The organism is Rubellimicrobium roseum (assembly GCF_006152145.1).
Taxonomy (GTDB): Bacteria; Pseudomonadota; Alphaproteobacteria; order Rhodobacterales; family Rhodobacteraceae; genus Rubellimicrobium; species Rubellimicrobium roseum.
On the sequence record NZ_VDFV01000034.1, the window covers coordinates 18748 to 41291 of the forward strand.

General features: G+C 64.7%; 30 protein-coding genes. 17 read left to right on the forward strand and 13 right to left on the reverse strand.

The window, feature by feature from the left end; all coding sequences use genetic code 11:
- Position 1: 1 nt before the first annotated feature.
- The 3 genes from FHG71_RS16830 to FHG71_RS16840 form a co-directional block, all read right to left on the reverse strand.
- A complete protein-coding gene (locus FHG71_RS16830) occupies positions 2 to 286 on the reverse strand; it encodes a TrbC/VirB2 family protein (RefSeq protein ID WP_139082865.1) in 285 nt (94 codons plus the stop codon).
- An 8-nt stretch (positions 287 to 294) separates the two neighbouring features.
- Positions 295 to 912 carry a lytic transglycosylase domain-containing protein gene (locus FHG71_RS16835; protein ID WP_139082866.1) on the reverse strand — a complete coding sequence of 206 codons (618 nt, stop codon included), beginning with the start codon at positions 910 to 912 and terminating at the stop codon, positions 295 to 297.
- 61 nt (positions 913 to 973) lie between these two features.
- Complete coding sequence (locus tag FHG71_RS16840; protein ID WP_139082867.1) at positions 974 to 1222, reverse strand: hypothetical protein; 249 nt, start codon at positions 1220 to 1222, stop codon at positions 974 to 976.
- 272 nt (positions 1223 to 1494) lie between these two features.
- Here FHG71_RS16840 and FHG71_RS16845 point away from each other — a divergent pair, with 272 nt between their 5' ends.
- The 8 genes from FHG71_RS16845 (at position 1495) to FHG71_RS16875 (ending at position 7366) form a co-directional block, all read left to right on the forward strand.
- Complete coding sequence (locus tag FHG71_RS16845; RefSeq protein ID WP_246045491.1) at positions 1495 to 1788, forward strand: hypothetical protein; 294 nt, start codon at positions 1495 to 1497, stop codon at positions 1786 to 1788.
- Positions 1789 to 2122: 334 nt separating this feature from the next.
- A complete protein-coding gene (locus FHG71_RS23660; RefSeq protein WP_176559472.1) occupies positions 2123 to 2350 on the forward strand; it encodes a globin family protein in 228 nt (75 codons plus the stop codon).
- A 16-nt stretch (positions 2351 to 2366) separates the two neighbouring features.
- Positions 2367 to 3721 (forward strand): IS3 family transposase gene (locus FHG71_RS16855; protein WP_139082868.1). Its coding sequence is split into 2 segments (ribosomal slippage): positions 2367 to 2706 and positions 2706 to 3721, totalling 1356 coding nucleotides; the frame shifts between segments, so codons are not numbered across the junction.
- A 178-nt stretch (positions 3722 to 3899) separates the two neighbouring features.
- Positions 3900 to 4145: an EF-hand domain-containing protein gene (locus FHG71_RS16860; protein WP_139082869.1), complete on the forward strand. Its 246-nt coding sequence runs from the start codon at positions 3900 to 3902 to the stop codon at positions 4143 to 4145.
- A gap of 393 nt (positions 4146 to 4538) precedes the next feature.
- The gene (locus FHG71_RS16865) at positions 4539 to 5051 is read left to right on the forward strand and encodes a hypothetical protein (protein ID WP_139082870.1); all 513 of its coding nucleotides are present in this window, start codon (positions 4539 to 4541) and stop codon (positions 5049 to 5051) included.
- Between the two features lie 10 nt (positions 5052 to 5061).
- Positions 5062 to 5517, forward strand: coding sequence for a DUF421 domain-containing protein (locus tag FHG71_RS16870; RefSeq protein ID WP_139082871.1), 456 nt, complete (start codon positions 5062 to 5064; stop codon positions 5515 to 5517).
- Positions 5518 to 6144: 627 nt separating this feature from the next.
- Complete coding sequence (locus tag FHG71_RS23665; RefSeq protein WP_176559468.1) at positions 6145 to 6414, forward strand: hypothetical protein; 270 nt, start codon at positions 6145 to 6147, stop codon at positions 6412 to 6414.
- 202 nt (positions 6415 to 6616) lie between these two features.
- Positions 6617 to 7366 carry a sulfite exporter TauE/SafE family protein gene (locus FHG71_RS16875; RefSeq protein WP_139082872.1) on the forward strand — a complete coding sequence of 250 codons (750 nt, stop codon included), beginning with the start codon at positions 6617 to 6619 and terminating at the stop codon, positions 7364 to 7366.
- Between the two features lie 113 nt (positions 7367 to 7479).
- Here the strand turns inward: FHG71_RS16875 and FHG71_RS16880 are convergent, their stop codons facing one another.
- Positions 7480 to 8127 carry a glutathione S-transferase family protein gene (locus FHG71_RS16880; RefSeq protein ID WP_218014130.1) on the reverse strand — a complete coding sequence of 216 codons (648 nt, stop codon included), beginning with the start codon at positions 8125 to 8127 and terminating at the stop codon, positions 7480 to 7482.
- Between the two features lie 242 nt (positions 8128 to 8369).
- Here FHG71_RS16880 and FHG71_RS16885 point away from each other — a divergent pair, with 242 nt between their 5' ends.
- The 6 genes from FHG71_RS16885 (at position 8370) to FHG71_RS16910 (ending at position 11457) form a co-directional block, all read left to right on the forward strand.
- Positions 8370 to 8924 carry a dihydrofolate reductase family protein gene (locus tag FHG71_RS16885; RefSeq protein WP_139082873.1) on the forward strand — a complete coding sequence of 185 codons (555 nt, stop codon included), beginning with the start codon at positions 8370 to 8372 and terminating at the stop codon, positions 8922 to 8924.
- Complete coding sequence (locus FHG71_RS16890) at positions 8921 to 9493, forward strand: TetR/AcrR family transcriptional regulator (RefSeq protein ID WP_139082874.1); 573 nt, start codon at positions 8921 to 8923, stop codon at positions 9491 to 9493. The genes FHG71_RS16885 and FHG71_RS16890 overlap by 4 nt, the downstream gene beginning before the upstream one ends.
- A gap of 148 nt (positions 9494 to 9641) precedes the next feature.
- Positions 9642 to 10295, forward strand: coding sequence for a dihydrofolate reductase family protein (locus FHG71_RS16895; RefSeq protein ID WP_139082875.1), 654 nt, complete (start codon positions 9642 to 9644; stop codon positions 10293 to 10295).
- The gene (locus FHG71_RS16900; RefSeq protein ID WP_139082876.1) at positions 10295 to 10663 is read left to right on the forward strand and encodes an ArsR/SmtB family transcription factor; all 369 of its coding nucleotides are present in this window, start codon (positions 10295 to 10297) and stop codon (positions 10661 to 10663) included. The genes FHG71_RS16895 and FHG71_RS16900 overlap by 1 nt, the downstream gene beginning before the upstream one ends.
- Before the next feature lie 189 nt (positions 10664 to 10852).
- Positions 10853 to 10999, forward strand: coding sequence for a response regulator (locus FHG71_RS23670; RefSeq protein WP_176559473.1), 147 nt, complete (start codon positions 10853 to 10855; stop codon positions 10997 to 10999).
- A gap of 236 nt (positions 11000 to 11235) precedes the next feature.
- Positions 11236 to 11457, forward strand: a complete 222-nt coding sequence (locus FHG71_RS16910) for a hypothetical protein (protein WP_139082877.1) — start codon at positions 11236 to 11238, stop codon at positions 11455 to 11457.
- 21 nt (positions 11458 to 11478) lie between these two features.
- Here FHG71_RS16910 and mnhG read toward each other — a convergent pair whose 3' ends face one another.
- The 6 genes from mnhG to FHG71_RS16940 are packed head-to-tail and all read right to left on the reverse strand — an operon-like array spanning position 11479 to position 17506.
- Positions 11479 to 11868 carry a monovalent cation/H(+) antiporter subunit G gene (mnhG, locus tag FHG71_RS16915; protein ID WP_139082878.1) on the reverse strand — a complete coding sequence of 130 codons (390 nt, stop codon included), beginning with the start codon at positions 11866 to 11868 and terminating at the stop codon, positions 11479 to 11481.
- Positions 11865 to 12146, reverse strand: coding sequence for a K+/H+ antiporter subunit F (locus FHG71_RS16920; RefSeq protein WP_139082879.1), 282 nt, complete (start codon positions 12144 to 12146; stop codon positions 11865 to 11867). Before FHG71_RS16920 ends, mnhG begins: the two co-directional genes overlap by 4 nt.
- Positions 12143 to 12631 carry a Na+/H+ antiporter subunit E gene (locus FHG71_RS16925; protein WP_139082880.1) on the reverse strand — a complete coding sequence of 163 codons (489 nt, stop codon included), beginning with the start codon at positions 12629 to 12631 and terminating at the stop codon, positions 12143 to 12145. The genes FHG71_RS16920 and FHG71_RS16925 overlap by 4 nt, the downstream gene beginning before the upstream one ends.
- Entirely contained in the window at positions 12628 to 14274 is a 1647-nt protein-coding gene (locus FHG71_RS16930; RefSeq protein ID WP_139082881.1) for a monovalent cation/H+ antiporter subunit D, read from the reverse strand. The genes FHG71_RS16925 and FHG71_RS16930 overlap by 4 nt, the downstream gene beginning before the upstream one ends.
- Positions 14271 to 14615: a Na+/H+ antiporter subunit C gene (locus FHG71_RS16935; protein ID WP_139082882.1), complete on the reverse strand. Its 345-nt coding sequence runs from the start codon at positions 14613 to 14615 to the stop codon at positions 14271 to 14273. The genes FHG71_RS16930 and FHG71_RS16935 overlap by 4 nt, the downstream gene beginning before the upstream one ends.
- A complete protein-coding gene (locus FHG71_RS16940) occupies positions 14615 to 17506 on the reverse strand; it encodes a monovalent cation/H+ antiporter subunit A (RefSeq protein WP_139082883.1) in 2892 nt (963 codons plus the stop codon). Before FHG71_RS16940 ends, FHG71_RS16935 begins: the two co-directional genes overlap by 1 nt.
- A gap of 392 nt (positions 17507 to 17898) precedes the next feature.
- Here FHG71_RS16940 and FHG71_RS16945 point away from each other — a divergent pair, with 392 nt between their 5' ends.
- The 3 genes from FHG71_RS16945 to FHG71_RS16955 all read left to right on the forward strand — a co-directional run bounded on the left by FHG71_RS16945 (position 17899) and on the right by FHG71_RS16955 (position 19523).
- Positions 17899 to 18282 (forward strand): HupE/UreJ family protein, encoded by a 384-nt coding sequence (locus tag FHG71_RS16945; protein ID WP_176559474.1) that lies wholly within the window; start codon positions 17899 to 17901, stop codon positions 18280 to 18282.
- A gap of 170 nt (positions 18283 to 18452) precedes the next feature.
- Positions 18453 to 18677: a hypothetical protein gene (locus tag FHG71_RS16950; protein WP_139082885.1), complete on the forward strand. Its 225-nt coding sequence runs from the start codon at positions 18453 to 18455 to the stop codon at positions 18675 to 18677.
- A gap of 276 nt (positions 18678 to 18953) precedes the next feature.
- Positions 18954 to 19523, forward strand: coding sequence for a GNAT family N-acetyltransferase (locus tag FHG71_RS16955; RefSeq protein ID WP_139082886.1), 570 nt, complete (start codon positions 18954 to 18956; stop codon positions 19521 to 19523).
- Here FHG71_RS16955 and FHG71_RS16960 read toward each other — a convergent pair.
- From FHG71_RS16960 to FHG71_RS24605, 3 genes are all read right to left on the reverse strand, one after another.
- Positions 19468 to 19821 carry a recombinase family protein gene (locus FHG71_RS16960; protein ID WP_425467370.1) on the reverse strand — a complete coding sequence of 118 codons (354 nt, stop codon included), beginning with the start codon at positions 19819 to 19821 and terminating at the stop codon, positions 19468 to 19470. The genes FHG71_RS16955 and FHG71_RS16960 overlap by 56 nt on opposite strands.
- Before the next feature lie 191 nt (positions 19822 to 20012).
- Positions 20013 to 20786 carry an SDR family NAD(P)-dependent oxidoreductase gene (locus FHG71_RS16965; protein ID WP_139082887.1) on the reverse strand — a complete coding sequence of 258 codons (774 nt, stop codon included), beginning with the start codon at positions 20784 to 20786 and terminating at the stop codon, positions 20013 to 20015.
- Positions 20787 to 21329: 543 nt separating this feature from the next.
- On the reverse strand, positions 21330 to 22544 hold a 1215-nt coding region (locus FHG71_RS24605; protein WP_139082888.1), incomplete at its 5' end, for a tandem-95 repeat protein.

Consider the following 22544-nt stretch of genomic DNA (forward strand, 5'->3'; position numbering starts at 1 on the left):
CTCAGGCGCCGCCGAAGATGGTGGCGACAATGGTGGGCGCGGCAGCGACGCCGACGATGGCCACGACGACGTAGAGGGCGCGCTGGAAGTCGATGTAGCCCAAGAGCCAGCCCAGAAAGCAGCCCATGAGCGCAAGCGTGCCTAGGACGATCCCGAGCGGGCCGGTGAGCGCGTCCACGATGCCCTGCAAGACGTTCTGCAGGGGCGACAGGTCCACTGTCTGCGCGACGGCCGGACTGGCGACCATTATAGCGATGCTGATGCCGACGATCATATGTCTTTGCATTTGCACTTTCAAAACTCCACTCCGAGCCGGGCCACGACCGACATCACCTTGCGAACGTGCCCTTGCGTTTCCTGGTAAGGTGGAATGCCGCCGTATTGCAGGACCGCTTCGGGCCCGGCGTTATACGCCGCTAGGGCCAATTCCGGAGATCTGAAACGGCCCAATTGCATCAGCAAATAACGCGCCGATCCATCTAGGTTCTGTCGCCAGTCGTGCGGGTCCACCTCGAGGAGCGACGCCGTGCCGGGCATGAGCTGGCCAAGGCCGATCGCCCCCACGGGACTGCGGGCCTGAGGGTTGTAGCCGCTCTCGATCTCGATGTTGGCCCGATACAGGTGGAGCCACTCGGTGACGCTCAGCCCGGCCTGCCGAAGCGCGTCATGGCCGGCGTAGCGCAACGCCGCGGCGTCAATTTCGGCCAGGACTTCGGACGCGGGTGCGCGGGCGTGTGAGGCGCGGGCCATCGTGGCCGGTTCCAACTCCTCGGGAAACTCGGCCTCGTCGCCGCCGAACAGCAGGACGCCTTGCATTTCACTACGTACGCCATCGCCATAATAGCGGGCGAACCCGGTCCCACCGTCGCGGCTAGCCTCCAGCACACCGTCCTCGCGCATCACGAGGACCATGCCCTCGCTCAGGGCTGGACTGGCGCCCGCCAAGGCGGCGCCCAGGATCAGAGCGGAAACGCTAGCTGCGCGTTTGACCGTGATGCAGGAGATTGTGGCTGATGCGCCCGCCTTCTTCCATGGGAACCATGACGGTGCGGAAACCCAGGCTGTAGAGGAAGCTGATGAGCCCGTTGGCGGTGCGGAACTCACGGGGCTTGTCGCCGCCCTCGGCATCGCGCCGCGCCGAGACCAGGAGCCTCTCGCTTTGGCCATCGAGCGACACGCAAAGGATATGCCATAGACCATGCCAGAAATACGCCTTCTGCAAGGGCGCCTCCGAGCAAATGACTACAGCTTGGTAGCCACGACTCAAAAGCTCGCGTAGTCCTTCGTCGCTCACCACGTCGGGCCCTTGATTTGGCATAGTTCGATCCACGGAATTAATATCCGCAATCGTATCGACCCGCCTCCGGTGCTGTCAGAGGAACGGTACGATTGCATAAGGACGCGGGCAAGCGGTATCTTCTACCTGAGGGCGAGTTCAGCCTGACCAGCGCAACTTGGGTTGCGGAAAACAGAGTCCTAGCAGAAGGTTATTGCGTGTTCACGAAGTTGTCATCACTTGTCCCCCTCCTCGCCACAGTTGCGGCACCGGTCCTGGGCCAAGAGCTTGGATGTATCCCCCCTGTGCGCCCGTTCGTCCCAAGCGACCGTCGGGACGTTGAAGCCTACTCCGACCTCATCCGCCAAGACTTCGAAAAGTACATTGCCGATTTCGAGGCCTACCTGCGGTGTCTCGACACCGAACGGGACCGCGCGTTCGCGGAAGGGCAAGAGGTCGTCCAGGAGTACGGACGATTTCAGGAGCTGACTGGGCGCTCGGATCGACGCTAAGGACGACTCCTCAGACTGAGCGGCTATGTATCCCGAGATCCAGTTTGGACTTGGCTTACTGGGAGTGACTACGCTAGCAGTCGCTCCTCTTTTGGTGTCGCATATCGCGAACACGGCCATTCATCGAAGCCGTTCAGGCGCGGCTCGGGCCGTCCCGAAGCCGGAGAGCACTCTCTCGCCCTGACCCTCAAACCGTAATCTGGGTTCCGCCAAAGGCGCAAGGTGATCGCTTCGCGGACTTTGTCGTAACGCAAGGAGAGCGGCTCTCCTTTATGGCAAGACCCGATGACGTGACCCTGACAGGTCGCACTCGGAGCAAGAAGGGCAAGCCTCCATGACAACGACCAGCCGCAATGATCTAATCGAGGAGATCCGCCGTCGCACCGGGCTCGACGAGGCACGGATCGCGTGGATGGTTCATGCCTTCTACCGGCGCGTGCGCGCGGACGAGGTGCTGGGCCCGATCTTTGCAGCCGAGATCGCAGACGGCGACTTGTCCCGGATCAGCGCCCATGAGACAACCGGGGTGTTTTGTGAGAGGAGGATGTCTGGTTCATCGTAGCCGCTAAGGAGCGAAGATGAAGCAGACATCCGGGCCAACGAAGAAGGCTCCTGCTGAAGCCGTCCTGAAGGACATCCGGCGTGTCACCAAGCGCCAGTTCTCCGCCGAGGAGAAGATCCGCATCGTGCTGGAGGGTCTGCGCGGGGAGGACAGCATCGCCGAGCTGTGCCGGCGCGAGGGGATCAGCTCGTCGATGTACTACGGCTGGTCCAAGGAGTTCCTCGAGGCCGGCAAGAAGAGGCTGGCGGGCGACACCGCCCGGGCCGCGACCTCGGACGAGGTGAAGGAGCTCCGCCGCGAGGCCAGCGCCCTGAAGGAGGTCGTGGCCGACCTCACCCTCGAGAACCGCCTGCTCAAAAAAAGCATGAGCGGGGCTGGGGGCGACGACGCATGAGGTACCCCGCATCCGAGAAGGCCGAGATCATCCGGCTCGTAGAGCAGTCCCATCTCCCCGTCCGCCGGACCCTGGAGAAGCTCGGGATCCCGAGAGCCACGTTCTACCGCTGGTACGAGCTCTACCAGACCGGAGGACCTGAGGCGCTCGAGGACCGCCCCTCCCGGCCCAGCCGGGTCTGGAACCGCATCCCCGACGAGGTCCGGGCCAAGGTGATCGCGCTGGCTCTCGAGCAGCCGGAGCTCTCACCTCGAGAGTTAGCCGTGCGCTTCACCGACGAGCAGAAGTACTTCGTCTCTGAAGCCTCAGTGTATCGCCTGCTCAAGGCCCACGACCTCATCACCAGCCCCGCCTACATCGTCGTGAAGGCCGCGGACGAGTTCACCAACAAGACCACGGCCCCGGACCAGCTTTGGCAGACCGACTTCACCTACCTGAAGGTGACGGGCTGGGGCTGGTACTACCTGTCCACGGTGCTCGACGACTTCTCCCGCTTCGTGGTGGCCTGGAAGCTCTGCGCCACGATGCAGGCCAGCGATGTCATGGAGACGCTGGACTTGGCTCTGGCCGCCTCAGGGCTCGACCAGGTCAAGGTCCGGCACCGGCCCAGGCTGCTCAGTGACAATGGCTCAAGCTACATCGCGGGCGACTTGGCAGAGTGGCTGGAGGACCAAGGCATGACCCACATCCGGGGTGCCCCACGGCATCCGCAGACCCAGGGCAAGATCGAGCGCTGGCACCAGACCCTGAAGAACAGGATCCTGCTCGAGCACTACTACCTGCCCGGCGCCCTCGAGGAGCAGATCGGCGCCTTTGTGGAGCATTACAACCACAGCCGCGCCCACGAGAGCCTGAGCAACCTGACCCCCGCCGACGTCTACTTCGGCCGGGGCGAGGCTATCCTCGCCAAACGCGAGCGGATCAAGAAACAGACCCTGACCCACCGGCGCTTGCAGCACCACGCCGCAGCCGCCTAACCTCACCCCCAGATGGACCAGACCCTCCGATCCTAAGCGACGCCATCAGTCTCAAATCACCTGACGACGGACAGACGAGGTAGAAGTTGCCGAGTCCCTAGAGGATGAAGATATACTCGAGGACGAAGGCGTACTTGAGGACGAAAGCCTGGCTGAGGACGAAACGCTCGACGAGAGGGTGGCTCTCAGACCCTGGGACATCGACGGCGACGGCATCATCGTTCGCGACGAGTTCCTTGATGGATTCGCGGACTGGGGCACGTTTGGCGATTTCGATGTGGACGCTGACGGCCTCATTGCCGGCGAGGAGCTCAGTGAGGGGATCTTCGAGCTGTATGACAATGACTTTGACGGCTTGATCGAGGAACCCGAGCTGACCGAAATGGGTGACGACATGGGCGATGGCGGCCTGTTCGACGTATGACGCCCTTGCATGCGGCTTACGGGAGAAAGGATCCGATACCTATTCCCTGCGCTTCCGGTGAGCTCATCCAGCCGCGCGTCTGGGCCGCTGTGACTGCCATGGCGCTCGCCCTCTGACGCAGACTCCGCTGAAAGCAAGCCACCGCCGGCCGCAGTCACGGCGCTTCTCGTTGCGCCTGGAGGCTTCTCGCTCAGATGTCGCGACATGGGCGCGCTGACCTCGGGTATCCTGCTGACGGCCGTTCTGGAGGTGCTGCACCGGCTGCGGGCCTCGGGGACTTGACCAGCCCACCAGAAGGCCGGGGCATCATCGCCGGGGAGCCATCTCGACACAACGCCCCGGCAACACAAAGGTCCTTCGTGCGTTGGTCACCCGGCATGCAGGAGACGCGTCATGTCTCAGGATACCTCCTACCATGCGCCCGAGATCGGGGAGGACATGGCCTTTCAGAGCCACGACTGGATGGCAGAGCGCATCGGTTGGGGCGTGATGGTGCTGGTGATCGTCGCCGCCTTGCTCGGGCTCTTCGCAGTCGGTCCGATGAGTTGGACGACGAGCACCGACACATCCGGGCTGCTTCGCGTCGACTACGGCCGCATCCAGCGCCAAACCGCGCCGGCGTCGCTCAAGCTCGATGTCGATCTCGCCGCTGTCACGGACAGGGCCATCGAGCTTCAATTGGACCAGACCTTTCTCGAGTTCTTCGATATCGACTCGATGCAGCCCGAGCCCGCAGAGGCGGTCGCAACAGCGCAGGGCCTGCGTCTGCGCTTCAGGGCCGAGCCCGGTCAGGGCCGCGCTACGATCTATGTCCAGCTTACCCCACAGGCGATCGGCTTACGCCGGACGCGGCTGGGGCTTGCCGGCCACGAGCCCGTCGAGCTTTCCTACTTCATCTATCCCTAGGGAGCCTGCCATGGATGCAGTGCTGCGCGGCGTCTCGATCTACCTCATTGTGCTCGTGGTCATCCGTCTGTCGGGCCGGCGCACGCTTGGGGAGATGACCGCCTTCGACTTCGTTCTCCTGCTCATTATTGCGGAAACGACTCAACAGGCGCTGCTTGGCGAAGATTTCTCGATCACCAACGCCTTCCTTCTCGTGACCACGCTCGTCGGCATCGACATTCTTATGTCCCTTCTCAAGCAGCACTTCGATCTAATCGACCGGTTTATCGACGGCGTTCCTATGATCATCGTCGAGAATGGCCGCCCGCTCGTGGACCGGCTTCGGAAGGCCCGCCTCGACGAGGCCGACGTCATGCAGGCCGCCCGCAAGCTCCAGGGGCTCGAGCGTATGGACCAGATCAAGTTCGCCGTGCTGGAGGCTGACGGTAGCATCACCGTCATCCCGAAGATCGCGGCGGCAGTCTAGGCCTGTCGCAAATGGCACTGGCATGTGGGGCTAAGCGGGCTCGTACGCCATTCTTAAGTTTTATCGTTAATCGGACAAGGCTTGGCTGCTCGCTTCTGAGCGGGAGAGGTTCTCTGATGCTGGCGTTCGCGACGTGCTCGGCTGGTTCTTCGTAGAACTCGGATGACGTCGTCTCCAGCGATACGTCTAAGCTGGCAAGTAGTCCATGGTCGGTCTTCTCTTCCGATTGAGGTCAATCTCGCCGGGTCCCGGTGAAGTGCAACCAGATCGTTACCCTATGTTGAAGAACGACTTGCTAGCTCAGCTAAAAGAACTCTCGGCAGTTCACCATGCCTTCGAAGTCGAGGGCTTCGACAGTACATGGGGTGGGCCAAGTCTCCAGATCGCTACGAGCGGGCCGAAGAGGCTGGCCGCTGCTGACCTCTGGACAGATCGTTATGCGCAACGTCGTCGGCTGAGAAAAGCTCGTCATGCCGCTGTCGAACAGGTCCCTTGATACCGTCACATTAAGGCGTAAAGGTTCGAAGCGTCTGATTTGCCCGACGCGAACTTCTATCACGGTTGCGACACTACCCCTACCTACTAGGGAGTAGCACGACGAACCTTAGAGTTGCGAGGAGCACTGCGATGAAGCTGCTCGGCCTAGCCTTAGGCTCATTGCCGGTCATCGTAGCTGCAGAAACCAGCGCGGATTACGCCGCAATGTCGCGCACCCTGTGGGAAGCCTTCGAGTGCGGCTACTTCGCTGAGAAATTCGGCGATACGGAGGAGGCGTCGCGGCTGTATTTCCTTGGCATCAGCGCAGGGCGCCAATTTCTCTTAGCTTATGATGCTGGGCAGTCGACGCGCCGGAGCAGGTGCCCCGCCGGCACATGCCTCTCCAGGCTGAACTCGTAGAATAGCTGTGCCGCCTCGACCTGACGTCCCGTCATGGCCCCGCCCTCCCGCGCCCCTCAAACAAAGGGAAGCACGGGCTCAGCCGCCGCTCAAACTCGAGTTTTTCAACAGCATCCAAGATTTATGCACGTTCGGAAGTGGCCTTTGGCTTGCTTAAACTTCCGAGCGTGGCGGCGCGCTCGGGTTCGGCCTAGCCTGCGCCATGCCGTTCGACCTTCCCGCCTCCTTGGTCCTCGTGACCCTGACTTTCCTGCTCGCAGGCTTCGTCAAGGGCGTGGTGGGGCTCGGCCTGCCGACCATCGCCATGGGCCTTTTGAGCCTTGCCATGGCGCCGGCGCAGGCGGCCGCGCTCCTGATCGTGCCGTCCCTTGTCACCAACGTCTGGCAGCTCGGGGCGGGCTCGCGTGTGAGCACCCTCCTCCGGCGCCTGTGGCCGATGCAGGCGGGCGTCGTGCTGGGCACCGTGTCAAGCGCCGGGGTTCTCCAGAGCCAAGAGGCGGGGCTCGCCTCGGCTGGCCTGGGGGTTGCGCTGGTGATCTATGCCGGGCTCGGCCTCTCGGCCCCGCGCGTCCACGTCCCCGCCCCGACGGAGCGATGGCTGGGGCCGGTGGTGGGTGTCGCCACAGGCCTCGTCACCGGCATGACCGGCGTGTTCGTGATCCCGGCCGTGCCCTACCTCGCGGCGCTCGGGTTCTCTCGGGACGAACTGATCCAAGCCCTGGGGCTCTCGTTCACCGTCTCCACGGTCGCGCTGGCCTTCGCGCTCGCGGGTGGTGGGTCGCTGGGGGTGGGGGCTGCCACGGCCTCGCTCCTCACACTCATCCCGGCGCTCGCCGGCATGATGGTGGGGGGATGGGTGCGGGGCCGGATCAGCGAGGGGGCGTTCCGCCGGTGCTTCTTCCTCAGCCTCCTGGCGCTCGGGTTTTATCTCGCCCTGCGAAAGCTCGTCTGACGGGACCGTTGCGTGAGCGCGCAGAGGTCATGATCCATACGCGGCGTGACCTGCTTCACGGCCCAGAACATCAGCACGGTTCGCGCCGACCAAGCCCCCCTGCCGTCAGGTGCTCACTGTCTTTTGCGGAGCCTCGCCTCGTCGCCAGCGGCGAAGTGGGCGAGCTGGTCCGCATGCGCCTTCCCGAAGGCAGGCCGGGCGCAGACGCGCTCGATGTAGGCCTCAAGGGTTGGATAGTCTCCCGGCAGCCCCGTCATCGCCTTGGTTTGGCGCAACACGTCCGCCATGAGGATGTCAGCAACAGTGAAGCGCTCGGCCGCGATCCACTCGCGGCTCTCGATGACCGTCTCAAGCTGGGCGAGACGCATGGCGAGCCAACCGGCAAGCCTCTGGCCGCCTTCGCTTGATCTGCCCACGACCATCAGCGGCACGCTGACCATCTCGATCGAGTTGAGGGCGGCGATCGTCCACTCGAGCACCTCCGCCTCGGCTGCCGGGTCACGCGGCATGAGCGTGTCGCTCTTGCGGCCCAGATGCAGGAGGCAGGCGCCACTCTCGAAGAGCGTGAGGCCGTTATCCTCCAGGAACGGGATCTGCCCGAACGGCTGGCGCGCGAAGTGCTCCGGCTCGCGCTCGTCGAAGGACACGCTGCGCACCTCGTAGGCGAGCTGCGCCTCTTCGCAGGCCCACCGAAGGCGGAGGTCACGGACATAGCCGCGTGGGCCTTCGGGCACCCAGTCATACGTCCAGATCGTCAGCACGGTCGTCTCCTGTAACAGGGACACGGCCAGATGATGCCCTGAGGACGACAAGGGTCAAATCGCAGGCCGGGCCAAGAACAATGATCATCGGCCAGATCGCCCAGCCTGAAGCCGAGCGCCTCGAACAGAATTCAAGCCAGCGGGGCGCAGTGATCCAGTGAACGATGCGATTCTCGGGAGGAGGTGGACCCTCCTGTCCGCCTTGCGCTATACGGTGTATAAATATTGGATGGAGCATCGGCATGGTCACAGGTCACGTCTTCATTGCCACGAGCCTTGACGGCTTCATTGCCCGGCCGGACGGTGGGCTCGACTGGCTCTTTGCCTCCGATCCTGGGGACGAGGACCACGGCTACGACGCATTCATCTCCCGTATGGACGGCATCATCATGGGCCGCGGCACCTATGAGAGTGTGCTGACGCTCGGCCCGTGGTCCTACCCGAAGCCCGTCGTGGTGATGTCGCGGAGCCTGACGGACGCGGACGTGCCTGCTGAACTGGCAGGCCGGGTGCGGATCACCGCGGAGCCGCCGCGGGTGCTCTTCGAGCGGCTCAGCCGAGAGGGCTGGCGCCGGGCCTACGTCGATGGTGGCGCGGTAATCCGGTCCTGCCTCGCCGAGGGCCTTATCGAGGACCTGATCCTCACCCGCGCACCCGTGCTGATCGGCATGGGGCGGCCGCTCTTCGGGGCGATCGAGCAAGACCTGCGGCTCGTGCATCAGGGGACGGAGACCTTTCCCTCGGGGCTGGTGCAGTCCCGCTATAGCCTTCCATCCCCGACCCAAGCGCACGGATGACAGAGGGTAGAACATCGGGCCGCGGTCCTGGGCGACCACCGCTGGCCGCGGCGGCACTCGGAGACGACGCCATTGTTGCAGCGGGGCTTGCCCTACTGGACGAGGGAGGGGAGGCGGCGGTCACGCTGCGCGGCGTGGCCCGGCGGCTGGGCGTGACGCCCATGGCCGTGTCTCACCACACCGGCGGGCGCGACGGCCTCCTGGCGCGGGTAGTGGCAGCCGCCCATGCTGGCCTCGACGTGCCACCTGGGGATCACAAGGCCAGTGCAGCGGAGGTTGCTGCGGCCACTCTCGCCTACGCCCAAGCCGCACAGCGTCATCCGGCAGCGGTGGCCGCGCTCTTCGCCCGCTCCGATCTCATGCCGGATGAACTGAAGCGATTCAGCGCCTGGGTCAGGGGGCAGATCGCCCTGCGTGATCCGTCCATGGCCGATCGCGGCTTGGCGCTCCTCGTCGACTACATCCATGGCCATCTCCTGGCCGCGTCAGTTGCGCCCGAGGACGCTGAGATGGAGCACACCTTTCGCGCCAACGTGGAGCAACTCGCCCGATGGGTGCTGGCCGAGTGAGGCTGTCCTGAGAGCTGCGGGATCTCGGATTCCGCCCACGCGAAGAGGCATGGGCAGCGGCACCTTGATCGACAAGGCCGGCTTGACTTAGGCCCTGCGTGTCTATTGTTTACCTCAAGGTGAAGTGTTGTCGGGGAGGAGGCAAACCATGCGACTGATCTTGATGTCGTTCTTGACGCTCGATGGCGTCTACCAGGGGCCGGGCTCTCCCGACGAGGATCGGAGCGACGGGTTCGAACGCGGCGGCTGGCTCGTTCCCTTCGTGGATGCGGCGTTTGAGGAGCAGGCGACGGCATGGACGGCGATCGCGACGGCGTTCCTCTTCGGCCACCGCACCTACGATGCTTTCGCGGCGGTCTGGCCCACCATCACCGATCCAGCCGATCGGAATGCGGCGCAGCTGAACTCCCGACCGAAGTTCGTGGTGGCAACGACGCCCGTCGAGCAGAGCTGGACGCCGGTCACTGTCATCGACCGGGACCTGGAATCCCAAGTCTCGGCGCTCAAGGCCAGCGGAGACGGCGAGTTGCAGGTCCACGGCAGTGGCAGGCTGGGCCGCACACTGCTCGCTGCGGGTCTGGTGGACGAGCTGCGGCTCGTGACTGCCCCGGTTATCTTGGGCCAGGGACGGCGGCTCTTTGGGGACACCGCGGGACCACTCGGCTTCCAGCTCCTGTCGAGCCAGACGACCCCGGCCGGCCTTCAGCTGTGCCGTTACGGCTTCAAGGGAGCTGCTGGAGCTGGCGCCTACGTTCGGGGCGTGACGGACCGGGCCTTCGAGACCGCAGCTGGGGGTTCATGATGACGAGCCGGACCTGGCCCACCGCAGAGCCGCTCGACGGGGTCTTTCTCGCCCTGTCGGATCCGACCCGGCGGGCGGTGATCGGCCGGCTCGGTCAGGGCGGCGCCAGCGTCAGCGAACTGGCCCAGCCCTTCGAGATGAGCCTGCCCGCCTTCATGAAGCACGTCCGGGTGCTGGAAAGCTGCGGCGTGGTCCGGACCGAGAAGCGGGGGCGGGTGCGTGTCTGCGTGCTGGAAGGGCAGGCGATCTCGCAGGCCGAGAGCTGGCTCGCGCAGCAGCGCGCGGCCTGGCAGGCGCAGGCCGACAGGCTTGTTACCTACGTCGAGGACGAACAGGAGGGGGTTGAGGGTGACCGACGTCGACAGTGACCTCGACCTGATGACCTCGCGCATCATTCGGGCCCCGCGGGCACGGGTATGGAGGACCTGGGCCGATCCCGACCAGCTCGCACGCTGGTGGATCCCGTGCCGATTGACACCGAGATGGTGTGAGCGGCTGAACCCGCTCCCAATGCGGCTCTTCTCGACATCAACCTGGGCGGGGAGGTGGTCTTCCCGGTGGCTGAGCTCCTGCTGGGCCGTGGCGTCCTGTTCGCCTTCATCACGGGCTACGAAGCCTGGACCTTGCCCGGCGCTTACGCCCACGTACCGCGCTTCGAAAAGCCAGTGGACCTGCAACGGGTCATCCGCTGGCTGATAGGGTGACCCAAGGCTCGTTCAGGCTGACGGAAAGGCCTGCGACGCTACTCCGTGTTCAGCGCCAAGGAGTGTCTCTTACACGAACCGCCCCACCACGTGGGCTACGCAGCAACGCCCTTAGGTCTCCCTCGCCGTAGTGAAACGATCTTGCTGTTGCACTGGCTCGATGTGTTGGAGGGGAGCATGACCGACTACACGATCCTTGGGGGCAACCGTGAGGAACGATCCTTGGCAGCCCGGCCTTGTTCCTCATCGACAATCTGCTCTTCAAGTTGTCGGTCTCGAGGCGGGTGCCGGTTCCCCAGCTTGTCGGCCTGGCCTTGCTGGCGGTGCTTGCCTTCGAGCCTTGGATCGTTGAGCCACTCGCCTTGTCGGTCGGATCGACTGTGGCACTGATCCTTGTGGCCTCGCTGGAGGCGCGGCTCGCCCGATCGCGCACAGCCGCCATCAACAATGTCGCTTGAGCTCGGATCTGTCCGGAACCGCTAGGGGGATTGCTCGAGTGGCACCTGCTCCGAGGTCGGCGGATGGAGCATCGCGGGCGGCACGCCGGGCGCCTGCTCCGCTCGGTCGCGGTGCAGGGCCGCGCGGCCCAAGAGCATCAGCGTCACCGGTGTCGTGACCGTGACGAACAACCCGATCAGCACATCGTGGAGCACAGGCCGGTGCTCAAGAGTGCTGAACAGGATCACGGAGGCCAACACAATGCCCAGCGTCCCCCAGCTCGTGCCCAGGGTGGGGGCATGGAGGCGGTCGTAGAAGCCGTTCAGCCGAACGAGCCCGATAGTGCCGAGGAGGGTGAGCCCGCTGCCCAGCAGGACCAGCAGCGCCGCTGGAATCGCGGCCCAGAGGGGAACGGTGTCGAGATGGCTCATTCGATAACCTCGCCACGGATAAGGAACTTGGCCAGCGCGACGGTAGCCACAAAACCCATGACGCCGATGACCATGGCCGTCTCGAAGAAGAACACGCTGCCGTAGCGCAGGCCGGTGACGAGGAACAGCAGCATCGCCGTCACATAAAGCGTGTCGAGGCCCAGAACCCGGTCCTGGGCACGGGGCCCGCGCAGGATCCGCCAGCCGGCCAGGACGGCCGCGAGGGCAAGGGTGATCTGGGCGACATCGAGCGCCAGGGTCAGGATGGTCCCACTCATTCGAAGATCTCCAGGAGGCGGGCCTCGTAACGGTTCTGGATCAGGTCGAGCCACTGCGCCTTGTCCACCAGGTCAAAGACATGGAGGAGCAGGACGCCAGACTCCTGATCGTATTCGAGCCAGGCTGTTCCAGGCGTCGCCGTGACGATAATGGCCAAGACGGCCAGGGCCGACGGGTGGCGCAGGCGCAGCGGGACGTGGAGAAAGCCCGACCGCCGGGTGCCGCCCCGGCTTCCCGTCAGGATCAGCCAGGCCACAGCGGCGTTGGATCGCAGGATGTCCCAGGCCACGATCCCAAGAAGGCGCGGAATGGCAGACCCGCGGCGCAGGCGGGGCCGCTCGGGCTGGAGCGCGCTCATGGCCCAGCCGGCGATCACCGCGACAAGCATCCCAAGGAGCAGGTGCCCAAGCGAGAAGCGCGTCAGCATCAGCCATATCAGCACCAGTCCCAGGGTGAGAAAGGGATGGGGCACAAGCCGGCTCATGGCGTGTCCTCCGGGGGCTGATCGGAGATGCGGGGGGCAAGGCCCACACCCGTGGTGTAGACAGGTGGGCTGTGCAGGGCGCGGGAGGTCGCCTCCATGTAGCGCAGGACATCCTCCGCCCGGACGGTCATAGCGACGACAATGAGAAGGAGGCCGACCGCTGGCCCGACCTCGAGCGCCCAGACCCGCTGCGCCGTACTTTCGGTGGTCCAGAACACCTGGACCCCGACACGCACCAGCCCGATCAGCGTCGCCAGTCCCGAGGCGAGAAGGACTGCCATGAAGATCCAGCTCCAGTCCTGTGACACCGAAAGGCCGCCATCCGTAAGCAGACCCGACAGGATGGCAACCTTGCCGACAAAGCCCGCGAGTGGTGGCATGCCCGACAGGACAAGGAGGCAGCCTGCAAAACAAAGGCTCAGCATCGCGAGTGAGGTTGGGATGGCAAGACTGGCCCCGGCGTCCTCGTCCTCCTGCAGGTCCTCGATCCCATAGGCGTCCGCGGTCAGCGCCAGCATGGCCGCAATGTCGCCGTCCTCCCGGCTCATCGGCTCGATGAGCAGGAATAGGGCGCTCGAGGCCAGTGTCGAAGCCATGAGATAGTAGAGCCCTCCGGCGAGCATGGCGGGTCCCGCGCCGGCCAGGGCGAAGCCGACCACCGCCAGAACCGTGCCGGACGAGATCAGGACCAGGTGCCCGGCCATCCGCCCCAGCGCCTGGCTGCCCAGCACCCCCAGCAGGCCAAAAAGGACGGTCAGCATTCCACCTGTCATCAGCACTTCGGCGCCCACGCCGACCGAGGGGCCCGCGCCGGGCCCGAACATCAGCATCGACAGCCGCAGGACGGCATAGACGCCGACCTTGGTCAGGATCGCGAAGATGGCGGCCACGGGTGGCGCCCCGGCCATATAGGCCGTGGGCAACCAGAACGAGAGCGGCCACATCCCGGCCTTGACCAGGAAGGCCAGCGCCAGGATGGCGCCACCCGCGTGAAGGAGCGGTCGGTCGGCTTCGGGCAGGTCGGGGATAAGCCCGGTGAGGTGGGCCATGTTCAGCGTCCCGGTGACGCCGTAGATGAGGCTCACGCCGATCAGGAACATGAGCGAGGCGGTCAGGTTCACCGCGATGTAGTGCAGCCCCGCCCGAGCCCGGACCGGCCCGGAGCCGTGCAGAAGAAGGCCGTACGAGGCCGCGAGCAGCACCTCGAAGAACACGAAGAGGTTGAACAGGTCGCCCGTCAGGAACGCCCCATTCAATCCCATGAGGAGGAACTGGAAGAGGGCATGGAAGTGCTGTCCCTGCCTTTGCCAGCCGGCGAGCGAGTAGATCAGCGCGGGGAGCGCCAGGAGCGCCACCAGGAGCAGCATCATGGCCGAGAGCCGGTCGAGCACCAGGACAATGCCGTAAGGCGCGGCCCAATCGCCCAAGAGGTAGAACCCCATGGCGCCACCTTCGGCCATGGGGCTTTGCGATGCGCGCTCGAGAAGCTCGAACGCGACCAGAAGCAGCGCAAAAGCCGAGCCGAAGCTGAGCGTCAGCCGGGCCTTGCGCTGCTTCTCGTCGCCGTAGAGCAGCATCAGGGCCCCCGCAAAGAACGGGATCAGGATCGGCGCGATAAGGAGGTGCTCGGGCGTGACGGTCACCGGTTGCGCTCCTGCCCGTCGACGTGGTCGGTGCCGCTGAAGCCGCGCGCGGCGATCATCACCACCAGAAACAGAGCGGTCGTGGCGAAGCTGATGACGATAGCGGTCAGGACCAGCGCCTGTGGGATAGGGTCCGCGTAGGCGTCGGGGTTCACGAAGCCGCCCCTGGGCATGACGGCCGGGGCTCCTACGGTGAGGCGCCCCATCGAGAAGATGAACAGGTTCACGGCGTAGGACAGCAGGCACAGCCCCACGATCACCTGGAAGGTGCGTGGTCGCATCAGGAGCCAGGCGCCGGAGGCCGCCAGGATGCCGATAGCCGCAGACAGGACGAACTCCATTAGGCGGCCTCCTCGTGTTCGGATCGCGCCGCCTCATCCTGGCTCCTCGGGCGGGGCGACCGGAGCGACTGGTGGGCGATGGCGATGAGCATCAGCACCGTGGCTCCGACCACGGCCCCGAACACGCCCAGATCAAAGAGCATGGCCGTGGCCGCTGGCACCTCCCCGATGAGGGGCAGGTCCACATACTGGGCGTGCGCGGTCAGGAACGGGTAGCCGAAGACCCATGAGCCCACCCCGGTACCGCCTGCGATCAGCAGGCCAAAGCCCATCCAACGGGTCGGCAGGACAGTGAGCCGCGCCTCGACCCAACGGACATGCGTGGCGAGGTATTGAAGCAGGAAGGCGATCGCCAGCGTCACCCCGCCCGAGAAGCCACCGCCCGGCAGGTCATGACCTCGCAGGAACAGGTAGGCCGCCAGCACGATCAAAACGGGGAACATCCACTGCATGATGACCGAAGGTACCAGCATGTAGTCCCTGAGCGCACGCGCGGTGGGAGTGGCCTGCTGCTCGGGCTGGCCTGCGATCTCGGTGGCAGGTCGGAAGCGCCGGAGCAGGGCAAAAACCGTGAGCGCGACGATGACGAGAACGGTGATCTCCCCAAAGGTGTCGAAGGCACGGAAGTCCACCAAGATGACGTTCACCACATTGGTGCCGCCGCCCTCGGAGTAGGCGTTGCGCAGAAACCAGTCGCCCACAGTCGAGAGCTGGGGTCGGGTCATCACGACGAAGGCGATGATCGAGACCGTCGCCCCGAATACCACGGCGATCACGAGGTCGAGGCTGCGCCGGACCCGGGCGGATCGGAGCCGGTCCCCCGGGATCTCCTGGAGCCGCTTGGGCAGCCAGCGCAGGCCCAGGAGAATCAGGACCGTCGTGACGACCTCAACGAGGAGCTGCGTCACCGCAAGGTCAGGCGCCGAGAACCAGGCAAAGGTCAGGCAGGTCACCAGCCCCGCGCCCCCCAGGAGCACCAGCGCGGCGAAGCGGTGGTACTTGGCCTGCCAGGCGGCCGCGACCGCGCAGGTTGCGCCGACCACCCACATGAGAAGGAAGCCGGCGTTCAACGGTGTCGGGCCGAGCCAAGGCTCGATCTGAACCGAGCGCCACAGCATGTAGGTTGCCCCTGCGATGGCGAGGAGCACGAGAAGCCGGAGCTGCGGTTGGAGCCGGTCTGGCCCGACCAGTCGGAGGAGCCGGCGCGGTCCGGTCCAGGTGGCCGCCAGCATGAAGCGCTCGTAGAGGCGCTGTGCCTGGAGCTTGTGGATCACCGGTGGCCCTTCCGGTCCCTGGGCAATGCGGGTGGAGAAGGTGAAGTAGAGCGCGGCACCCAGCACAAGCGCGGCAAGGCTCATCAGGAGGGGCGTGTTGAAGCCATGCCAGACCGCGACGCTATAAGTGGGCATGTCCGCTCCTAGCACCGAGCGGGCCGCCATGTTCAGCGTGGGCCCGAGCGTGAGACCCGGAATGATGCCCACGACCAGGCAAATCAGCACCAAAAGCTCGACCGGTCGGCGCAACCAGCGCACGGGCTCGTGCGGGGTCTTGGGTAGGTCCGTGGGCGGAGCCCCGAAGAACACGGTCGCGATGAAGCGCAGTGAGTAGGCGACCGAGAAGACGCTGGCCAGAGTGGCGAGGTAGGGCAGGGAGTTGTCGAGCCAGGTGCCATTGTGCCACTCGACCGCCTCGGCGAAGAACATCTCCTTGGACAGGAAGCCATTGAGGAGCGGCACCCCCGCCATGGCTGCGGCTGCCACGATGGCAAGACTGCCGGTCGCGGGCATGAGGCGCATGAGGCCGCTGAGCCGCCGCATGTCGCGGGTCCCGCTCTCGTGGTCGATGATGCCGGCGGCCATGAACAGAGAGGCCTTGAACACGGCGTGGTTGGCGATGTGAAAGATGGCCGCGACGATCGCCCCGTTGCTGCCCAGGCCGGCCAGCGCCGTGATAAGGCCCAGGTGGCTGATCGTGGAATAGGCCAGAAGCCCCTTCAGGTCGTGGCGGAAAAGCGCGATCACGGCTCCGATCAGGAGCGTGGCCATCCCGGTGCCGGTCACGGCAAAGAACCAGACCTCCGTTCCTCCCAGCGCGGGCGAGAAGCGCACGAGAAGAAAGACGCCGGCCTTTACCATGGTGGCCGAGTGAAGAAAGGCCGACACGGGGGTGGGCGCGGCCATGGCATTGGGCAGCCAGAAGTGGAACGGCACCTGCGCCGACTTGGTGAAAGCCCCGATCAGGAACAGCGCCAGCGTGGTGCCATAAAGCGGATGAGCCCGGATGGTGTCGCCGGACGCCAGGATGCGGTCCAGATCGTAGCCGCCCACCATCCGGCCCAGCAGCAGCATCGCGCCCAAGAGGCAGAGCCCTCCCGCGGCGGTCACGACCAGCGCCATGCGCGCGCCGTCGCGTGCGGCCGGGTTGCGGTGCCAGTAGCCGATCAGCAGGAAGGAGATGAGGCTGGTCAGTTCCCAGAACACCACGAGCATGATGACGTTGCCGGAGGTCAGCATGCCGATCATGGCGCCAGTGAAGGCCAGAATGCCGGCATGAAACCGCGGCGCCGGGTCCGACGGCGCAAGGTAGTAGCGCGCATAAAGCACGACGAGGACGCCGATCCCCAGTACGAGCGTCACGAACAGCCAGGAAAAGCCGTCAAGTCGGAAATCGAGGTTGAGGCCCAGCGACGGCACCCAGGGCAGGGTGGTGCGGAGCACGCCACCTTCGGCGACCGGCCCGTGAAGCCCGGCGAGGATCAGGAGACCCGCCCCGAGGACCAGGCCCGACAGCCAGGCGGTGCCGGTGCGGGCCCCGGCGGGGAGCGTGGCCGCAACCACCGAGCCAGCCAAGGGCAGGAGAACAAGCAGGAAGATCAGGTTTGGTTCATTCATGCCCGAGCCCGGCCACCTCCTTGCAAGTGCTCGCGACGCGCGTTCGGGCGCGCCCGCTCTGATGGCCTCCGATCGGAGTAGTGAAATGGTCAAGGATGGCCGAAGGCGAAGCCGCGAGCCAGGAAGCCAAAGCCAACTAAGGCGCTAGGTGGACCGAGATCAACCCGGACCGGCGTGCTGGCCTTCTTTGTCCAGTCACCACCGCCGCCCTGCGTCGCCCTTTCCATAGCCAAGTTGCCGGAAGATGACTGCCAGACCGCCTCGCCCTTGCGGTCAGGGTCAGGCGCAGACAGGTCAAAGGGAGCATCGTTGCCTGGGTCGGCGACAGCCTAGTTTAGCCGTGTATGAGGAGATCCCTTTCCTTACCCCTGCTGGGCTTGGTGGTCGTTCTGTTGTTGACCTACCTCGGCTTCAATCCGAGAGGCGCGATCCGCTCAGGGCTGTCCTACCCGGCGTTGGGACTTGCGCACCTGCTGGCCACGGTTGGCGTCAGCGTCTGGGCCACCCGGCTGGGTGGACACGCGCCTCTTGTGCTGCCGGCGGCCTTTCTTCTCGCCATGAGCATGGGCCTGGTTCTGGCTGTCGAGGAGGTTCCGCTGCTCCTGTTCGTCGAGCCCATGGTCTGGGCCTCGGGGCTGGCGCTGGTCTATGCCGCCGCTCTCGCGGTCCGTCTCTCGATGACCGAGATCATAGGTCTTGTCGTGCTGTTCGGCCTTTATCACGGTCACGCCTTGGGCGGAGAGCTTGCATCCGCAGGCAACCTCCCGGTCGGTTGACTGTTGCGCTCTCCCTTGGCGGCCGTGCAATCTGATCCTTGGTCGACCCCGGCACGCGATGAGCTTACGAGGACAGTCAACTTAGATGGTCGGATCTCCAGAGCAGGCTCGGGCCACTCCAAGCTCCGATCCGCGACCTATCCTCCATTGCAGCGAGCAGGACGAGACTCATGGCCAAGCAGGCGCGCCCCCTTCCCGTGATGGAGAGCATCACGGTCGAGCAAATCTGCCCTATATGCGGTGAGGCGAACTGGCTCAGCCTCAAAGACGTCGAGGGCTCAGACCAGTATAAATGTCAGCAGTGCCACGCCGCCGTCCAACTCGTACCCGAGGACGCATCGGACCTTCGGGATCGGATCGCCCGCAAGTTCGCCGACATCATCCGCCTCGGCTGAGGGCCTATACGACCGTCCAGCGATTGGACCCGTTCATCTTCCATGAATTCGACTGCGATCCACCGAGCAATGGGGCTGATTTTAGCCTTCATGCCGATGGCCCGCGCCGGGCATCCCAGAGGAAGCAGCGAACACGCCGACGCAGAACCTCCCCCTTGGGGAGGTAGTCGACAGAAGGATGCGGAGGAACCTCAAAGCCACTCCTACGAACCCGTGGGCGGCAGGGCCGAACTCTGATAGCTTGGCTGCAGCTCCCGGATCCTGTGGGAGGGCTTCATGGACCTGCAGTTGCGTCCTGCGCAGATCGAGGACGCGCCCTTCTTGGTGCCGATGGTCAACGAGGCCGATGGAGGAATGCCGTTTCACATCTGGTCCTCTCTGGCTTTGCCAGGTGCGGACCCCTGGGAAGTCGGATTGCGGCGGGTCCAGAGCGACGACACGCCGGTGTCCTGGCGCATGGCTTGGATTGCGGAGATCTGGAACGAGCGCGTCGGTGCCGTCATCGTCCACCAGCTCGCGGAAACGCCCGAGCAACTGGAGGCCACGATCATGTCGCCTCTGTGGGTGCCCTTCGTCGAGCTGGAACTTCAGGCCTCCGACAGTGCCTACATCAAGACCCTGACCGTCGCCGAGGGATTTCGAGGCCAGGGGATCGGCACGCGGCTCCTCCGGTTTGCAGAGCGCTTCCGCGGCCCCGAGGGCATGAGCACCATCGTGGCCGACCACGACCGCCGCTCGCTCAGCTTCTTCGGACGGAACGGCTTCGTTGAGGCGGCCCGGCGTCCCATGGTCAAGGACGGCTGGCAGACGCCAGGGACCGAGTGGATCCTGCTGCGAAGGCCGTGATAACTCCGGGGACCTTGAGGCCTACGCCGCAGGTGCGCAGGTCGTCCACGGTGGTCACCAGGTGCTTGAGGTCGCGCCCGAGCCGGTCGAGCTTCCACACGACCAGCGTGTTGCCGGGCTGGAGCGCCTTGAGGCAGGCCAGGAGCCCGGGGCGGGCGTCGTGACGCCCCGAGGCCAGGTCCTCGTACAGGCGTCCGGGCTCCACCCCGGCCGCGAGGAGGGCGTCGCGCTGCAGGTCCAGCGTCTGGCTGCCGTCCGCCTTGGACACCCGCATGTAGCCCAGCACCACGTCAGCCATCCCGATCCCTCCCTCATCCTACCCGGTCCACGCACCTGGCACCGGCCTGAGCCGCTCGGAAACACACATTGGCACCCTGTTTCCGTACACAGCAACCGGAACGGGTTTCCGAGCAGACTGCAAGCGCCTCAGCGGCCGTAGTCCTGACCTGCCGGATAACGGTCGTTTTCCGAGCGGGGATACATCATCCCTCACCAACAGGTGTAGCCGCCATCCACCGGTACGACGGCGCCAGTCATGAGGCTCGCGGCATCCGACGCCAGGAAGAGGACGGCGGCGGCCACCTCGGGCGCCTGGCCCATGCGGCCCATGGGGGTGTCGTTCAGCCAGATCGGGATGCGGTCCTGATTGAGTGGGTTGGCCAGCACCATCGGGGTCTCGATGTAGGTGGGCGCGACGGCGTTGACGCGGACACCGTGAGCCGCCCATTCGGCCGCCATGGAGCGGGTCAGGTGATGCACGGCCGCCTTGGAGACGTTGTAGGGCGTCTGCGGCTGCGGGCGGTTGGCGATGGTCCCCGACATGGAGCCCAGATTGACAACGGAGCCCCGGCGCGCCCGGATCATGTGCCGCCCGAAGGCGCGCGAGCACCAGAACACGCCGTTGACGTTGACATCCATCATCCGGAGCCAGTCGGCATCGGTGACGTCCTCGCAGGCGACGCCGCTCTGGCCGATGCCGGCGTTGTTGACGAGGATCGTCGCGGCCATACCGCGCGCTGCCAGTTCGTCGGCAATCTGCTCCATGCGTTCGGAGCGGGTCACATCGCCCCCGAAGGCATGGACCTCGATGCCTTGGCCCGTCAGCGAGCGGACCGCTTCCTGGGTCGCGGCCTCCTCGGCCTCGATCAGGACGACGCGGGCTCCGGCCTCGCCCAGGGCCTCGGCGCAGCAAAGCCCGATGCCGCGCCCCCCACCGGTGATGACGGCCGTCTCGCCGTCCAGTCGAAAGCGCTCCTGATACATTCCGGGCTCCTTGCAGGGCGGAGCGGCGCCGCACCGGTCCGACCTGAGGGAGTAGCCGCCACAAGGTAGATCGCAAGTCCTCAGCGAAACTCGTGGATGGTCACCGATACGATCACAGGATGAGATCGACAGCGTGACCCACGTCCTTGGCCGCTCCCTTTATGTCCAGCATACGAACCGACACTGTTGGCGAAGTCGGAGCCGGGTAGCCATCGAGCGTTGAACTGGCGGCTCTGGAGCCCCCCAGCCGGGCTTTGGCGTACTCGCCACCTCGTCCTGACTGTGCCAACAGTATCCGAACGTTTTCATCACATCCAAACCACGGAATGCCATCAGTTCTGCGCCGATCCCTTCTTGTGCAGCTGAAGAGCTCCTTGCATCTAAGGTCCTGCCACGCACCGCGGTCACACCAGAGTCCGGCTTCCGCTAAATAATCACGAGAGCTGAGAGCGCCGTTCGATCCTAGAACATCTAGAGGCCGGAAGAGCAGGGGGCTCCGGGCCCCCTTCGTTTCTGATCAGCAGTATTTCTTACGCCAGAGGATTATGCCAGAAGCCCCCACTCAGCCTCCATGACACCATTAAGCGTGACAGTACCAGTTGAGAGAAGCAGGCGCGTGGCATCCATGCTGCCGTTCCCGTCCGTGTCGACCAGGCTCCTGCCCTTGATCGAAACTCCGGTCGCAAACTGGAGCTTGTCGAGGCCTACCTGGAAGTCAGTAATGGTGTCGTTTCCGTTCGCCTTGGTGAAGTGGAACGTGTCAGCATCTGCTCCGCCAGTAAGCCGATCGTCGCCCAAGCCGCCGTCTAGGAAGTCGAGACCAAGACCTCCGTCGAGGAAGTCATTGCCGTTGTCGCCGTAGAGTTCGTCCCAGCCGGTGTCGCCGAAGAGCTTATCATCGCCATTTCCACCAATGAGACGGTCAGCGCCACCTTTGCCGGAAAGCGCATCGTTGGCATTGAGACCCTCAATGGTTTCGTCACGGTCCTTGCCAGTTGAAGTCAGCAGTCCGTTGATGGTGTCAGCTTGGTTGGTTCCAACAATTGCGACGCCGTCGTTCACACCCGTGACCTTGACGGTCGCCGTGGCCGTCGAGAAGCCGCCTTTGCCATCGGACACCTTGTAGGTGATCGTGTCCTGGAGGGACGCCCCGGTAGCCAACTTATCATAGGCATCCGACGAGGCCGTATATGAAAGGTACATCTTGCCTTCCACCGGCGCGACCACGACGGTGCCCGATGTCGCTTTGGCGTCCACGATAGTAAGAGCGTCGCCATCCACATCTGAGTCGTTACTAAGCACGTCTAGGATGACGGTCTGATCTTCATCCACGGCAGAGCTGTCATTGACAGCCACCGGCGCGTCATTGACGGGGTTCACCGTGAGCGTCATGGTTGCGACATTGCTATCCGCGATGCCGTCATTGGCCTTGTAGGTGAAGCTGACCTCGCCGAAGAAATCCTTCACTGGCGTGAAGCTGTAGCTACCGTCCGAGTTGAGCTTAACGATGCCCTTTGCGGGATCGACATTGTTGACTAGGCTGTAAGTGAGGGAAGTGTTCTCGACATCGGTCGCGGAGACCGAGCCGCTGATCGTTGTGTCCTCGTCGCCTGTCTTGGTCCCGTTCACCGCCACCGGCGCATCATTGACCGGGGTCACGGTGACGTTGACCGTGGCGGTCGCGCCACCGTTCAGCGTGTAGGTGAAGCTGTCGTCGCCGAAGTAGTTGGCCTTGGGCGTGTACTGGATCGTGCCGTC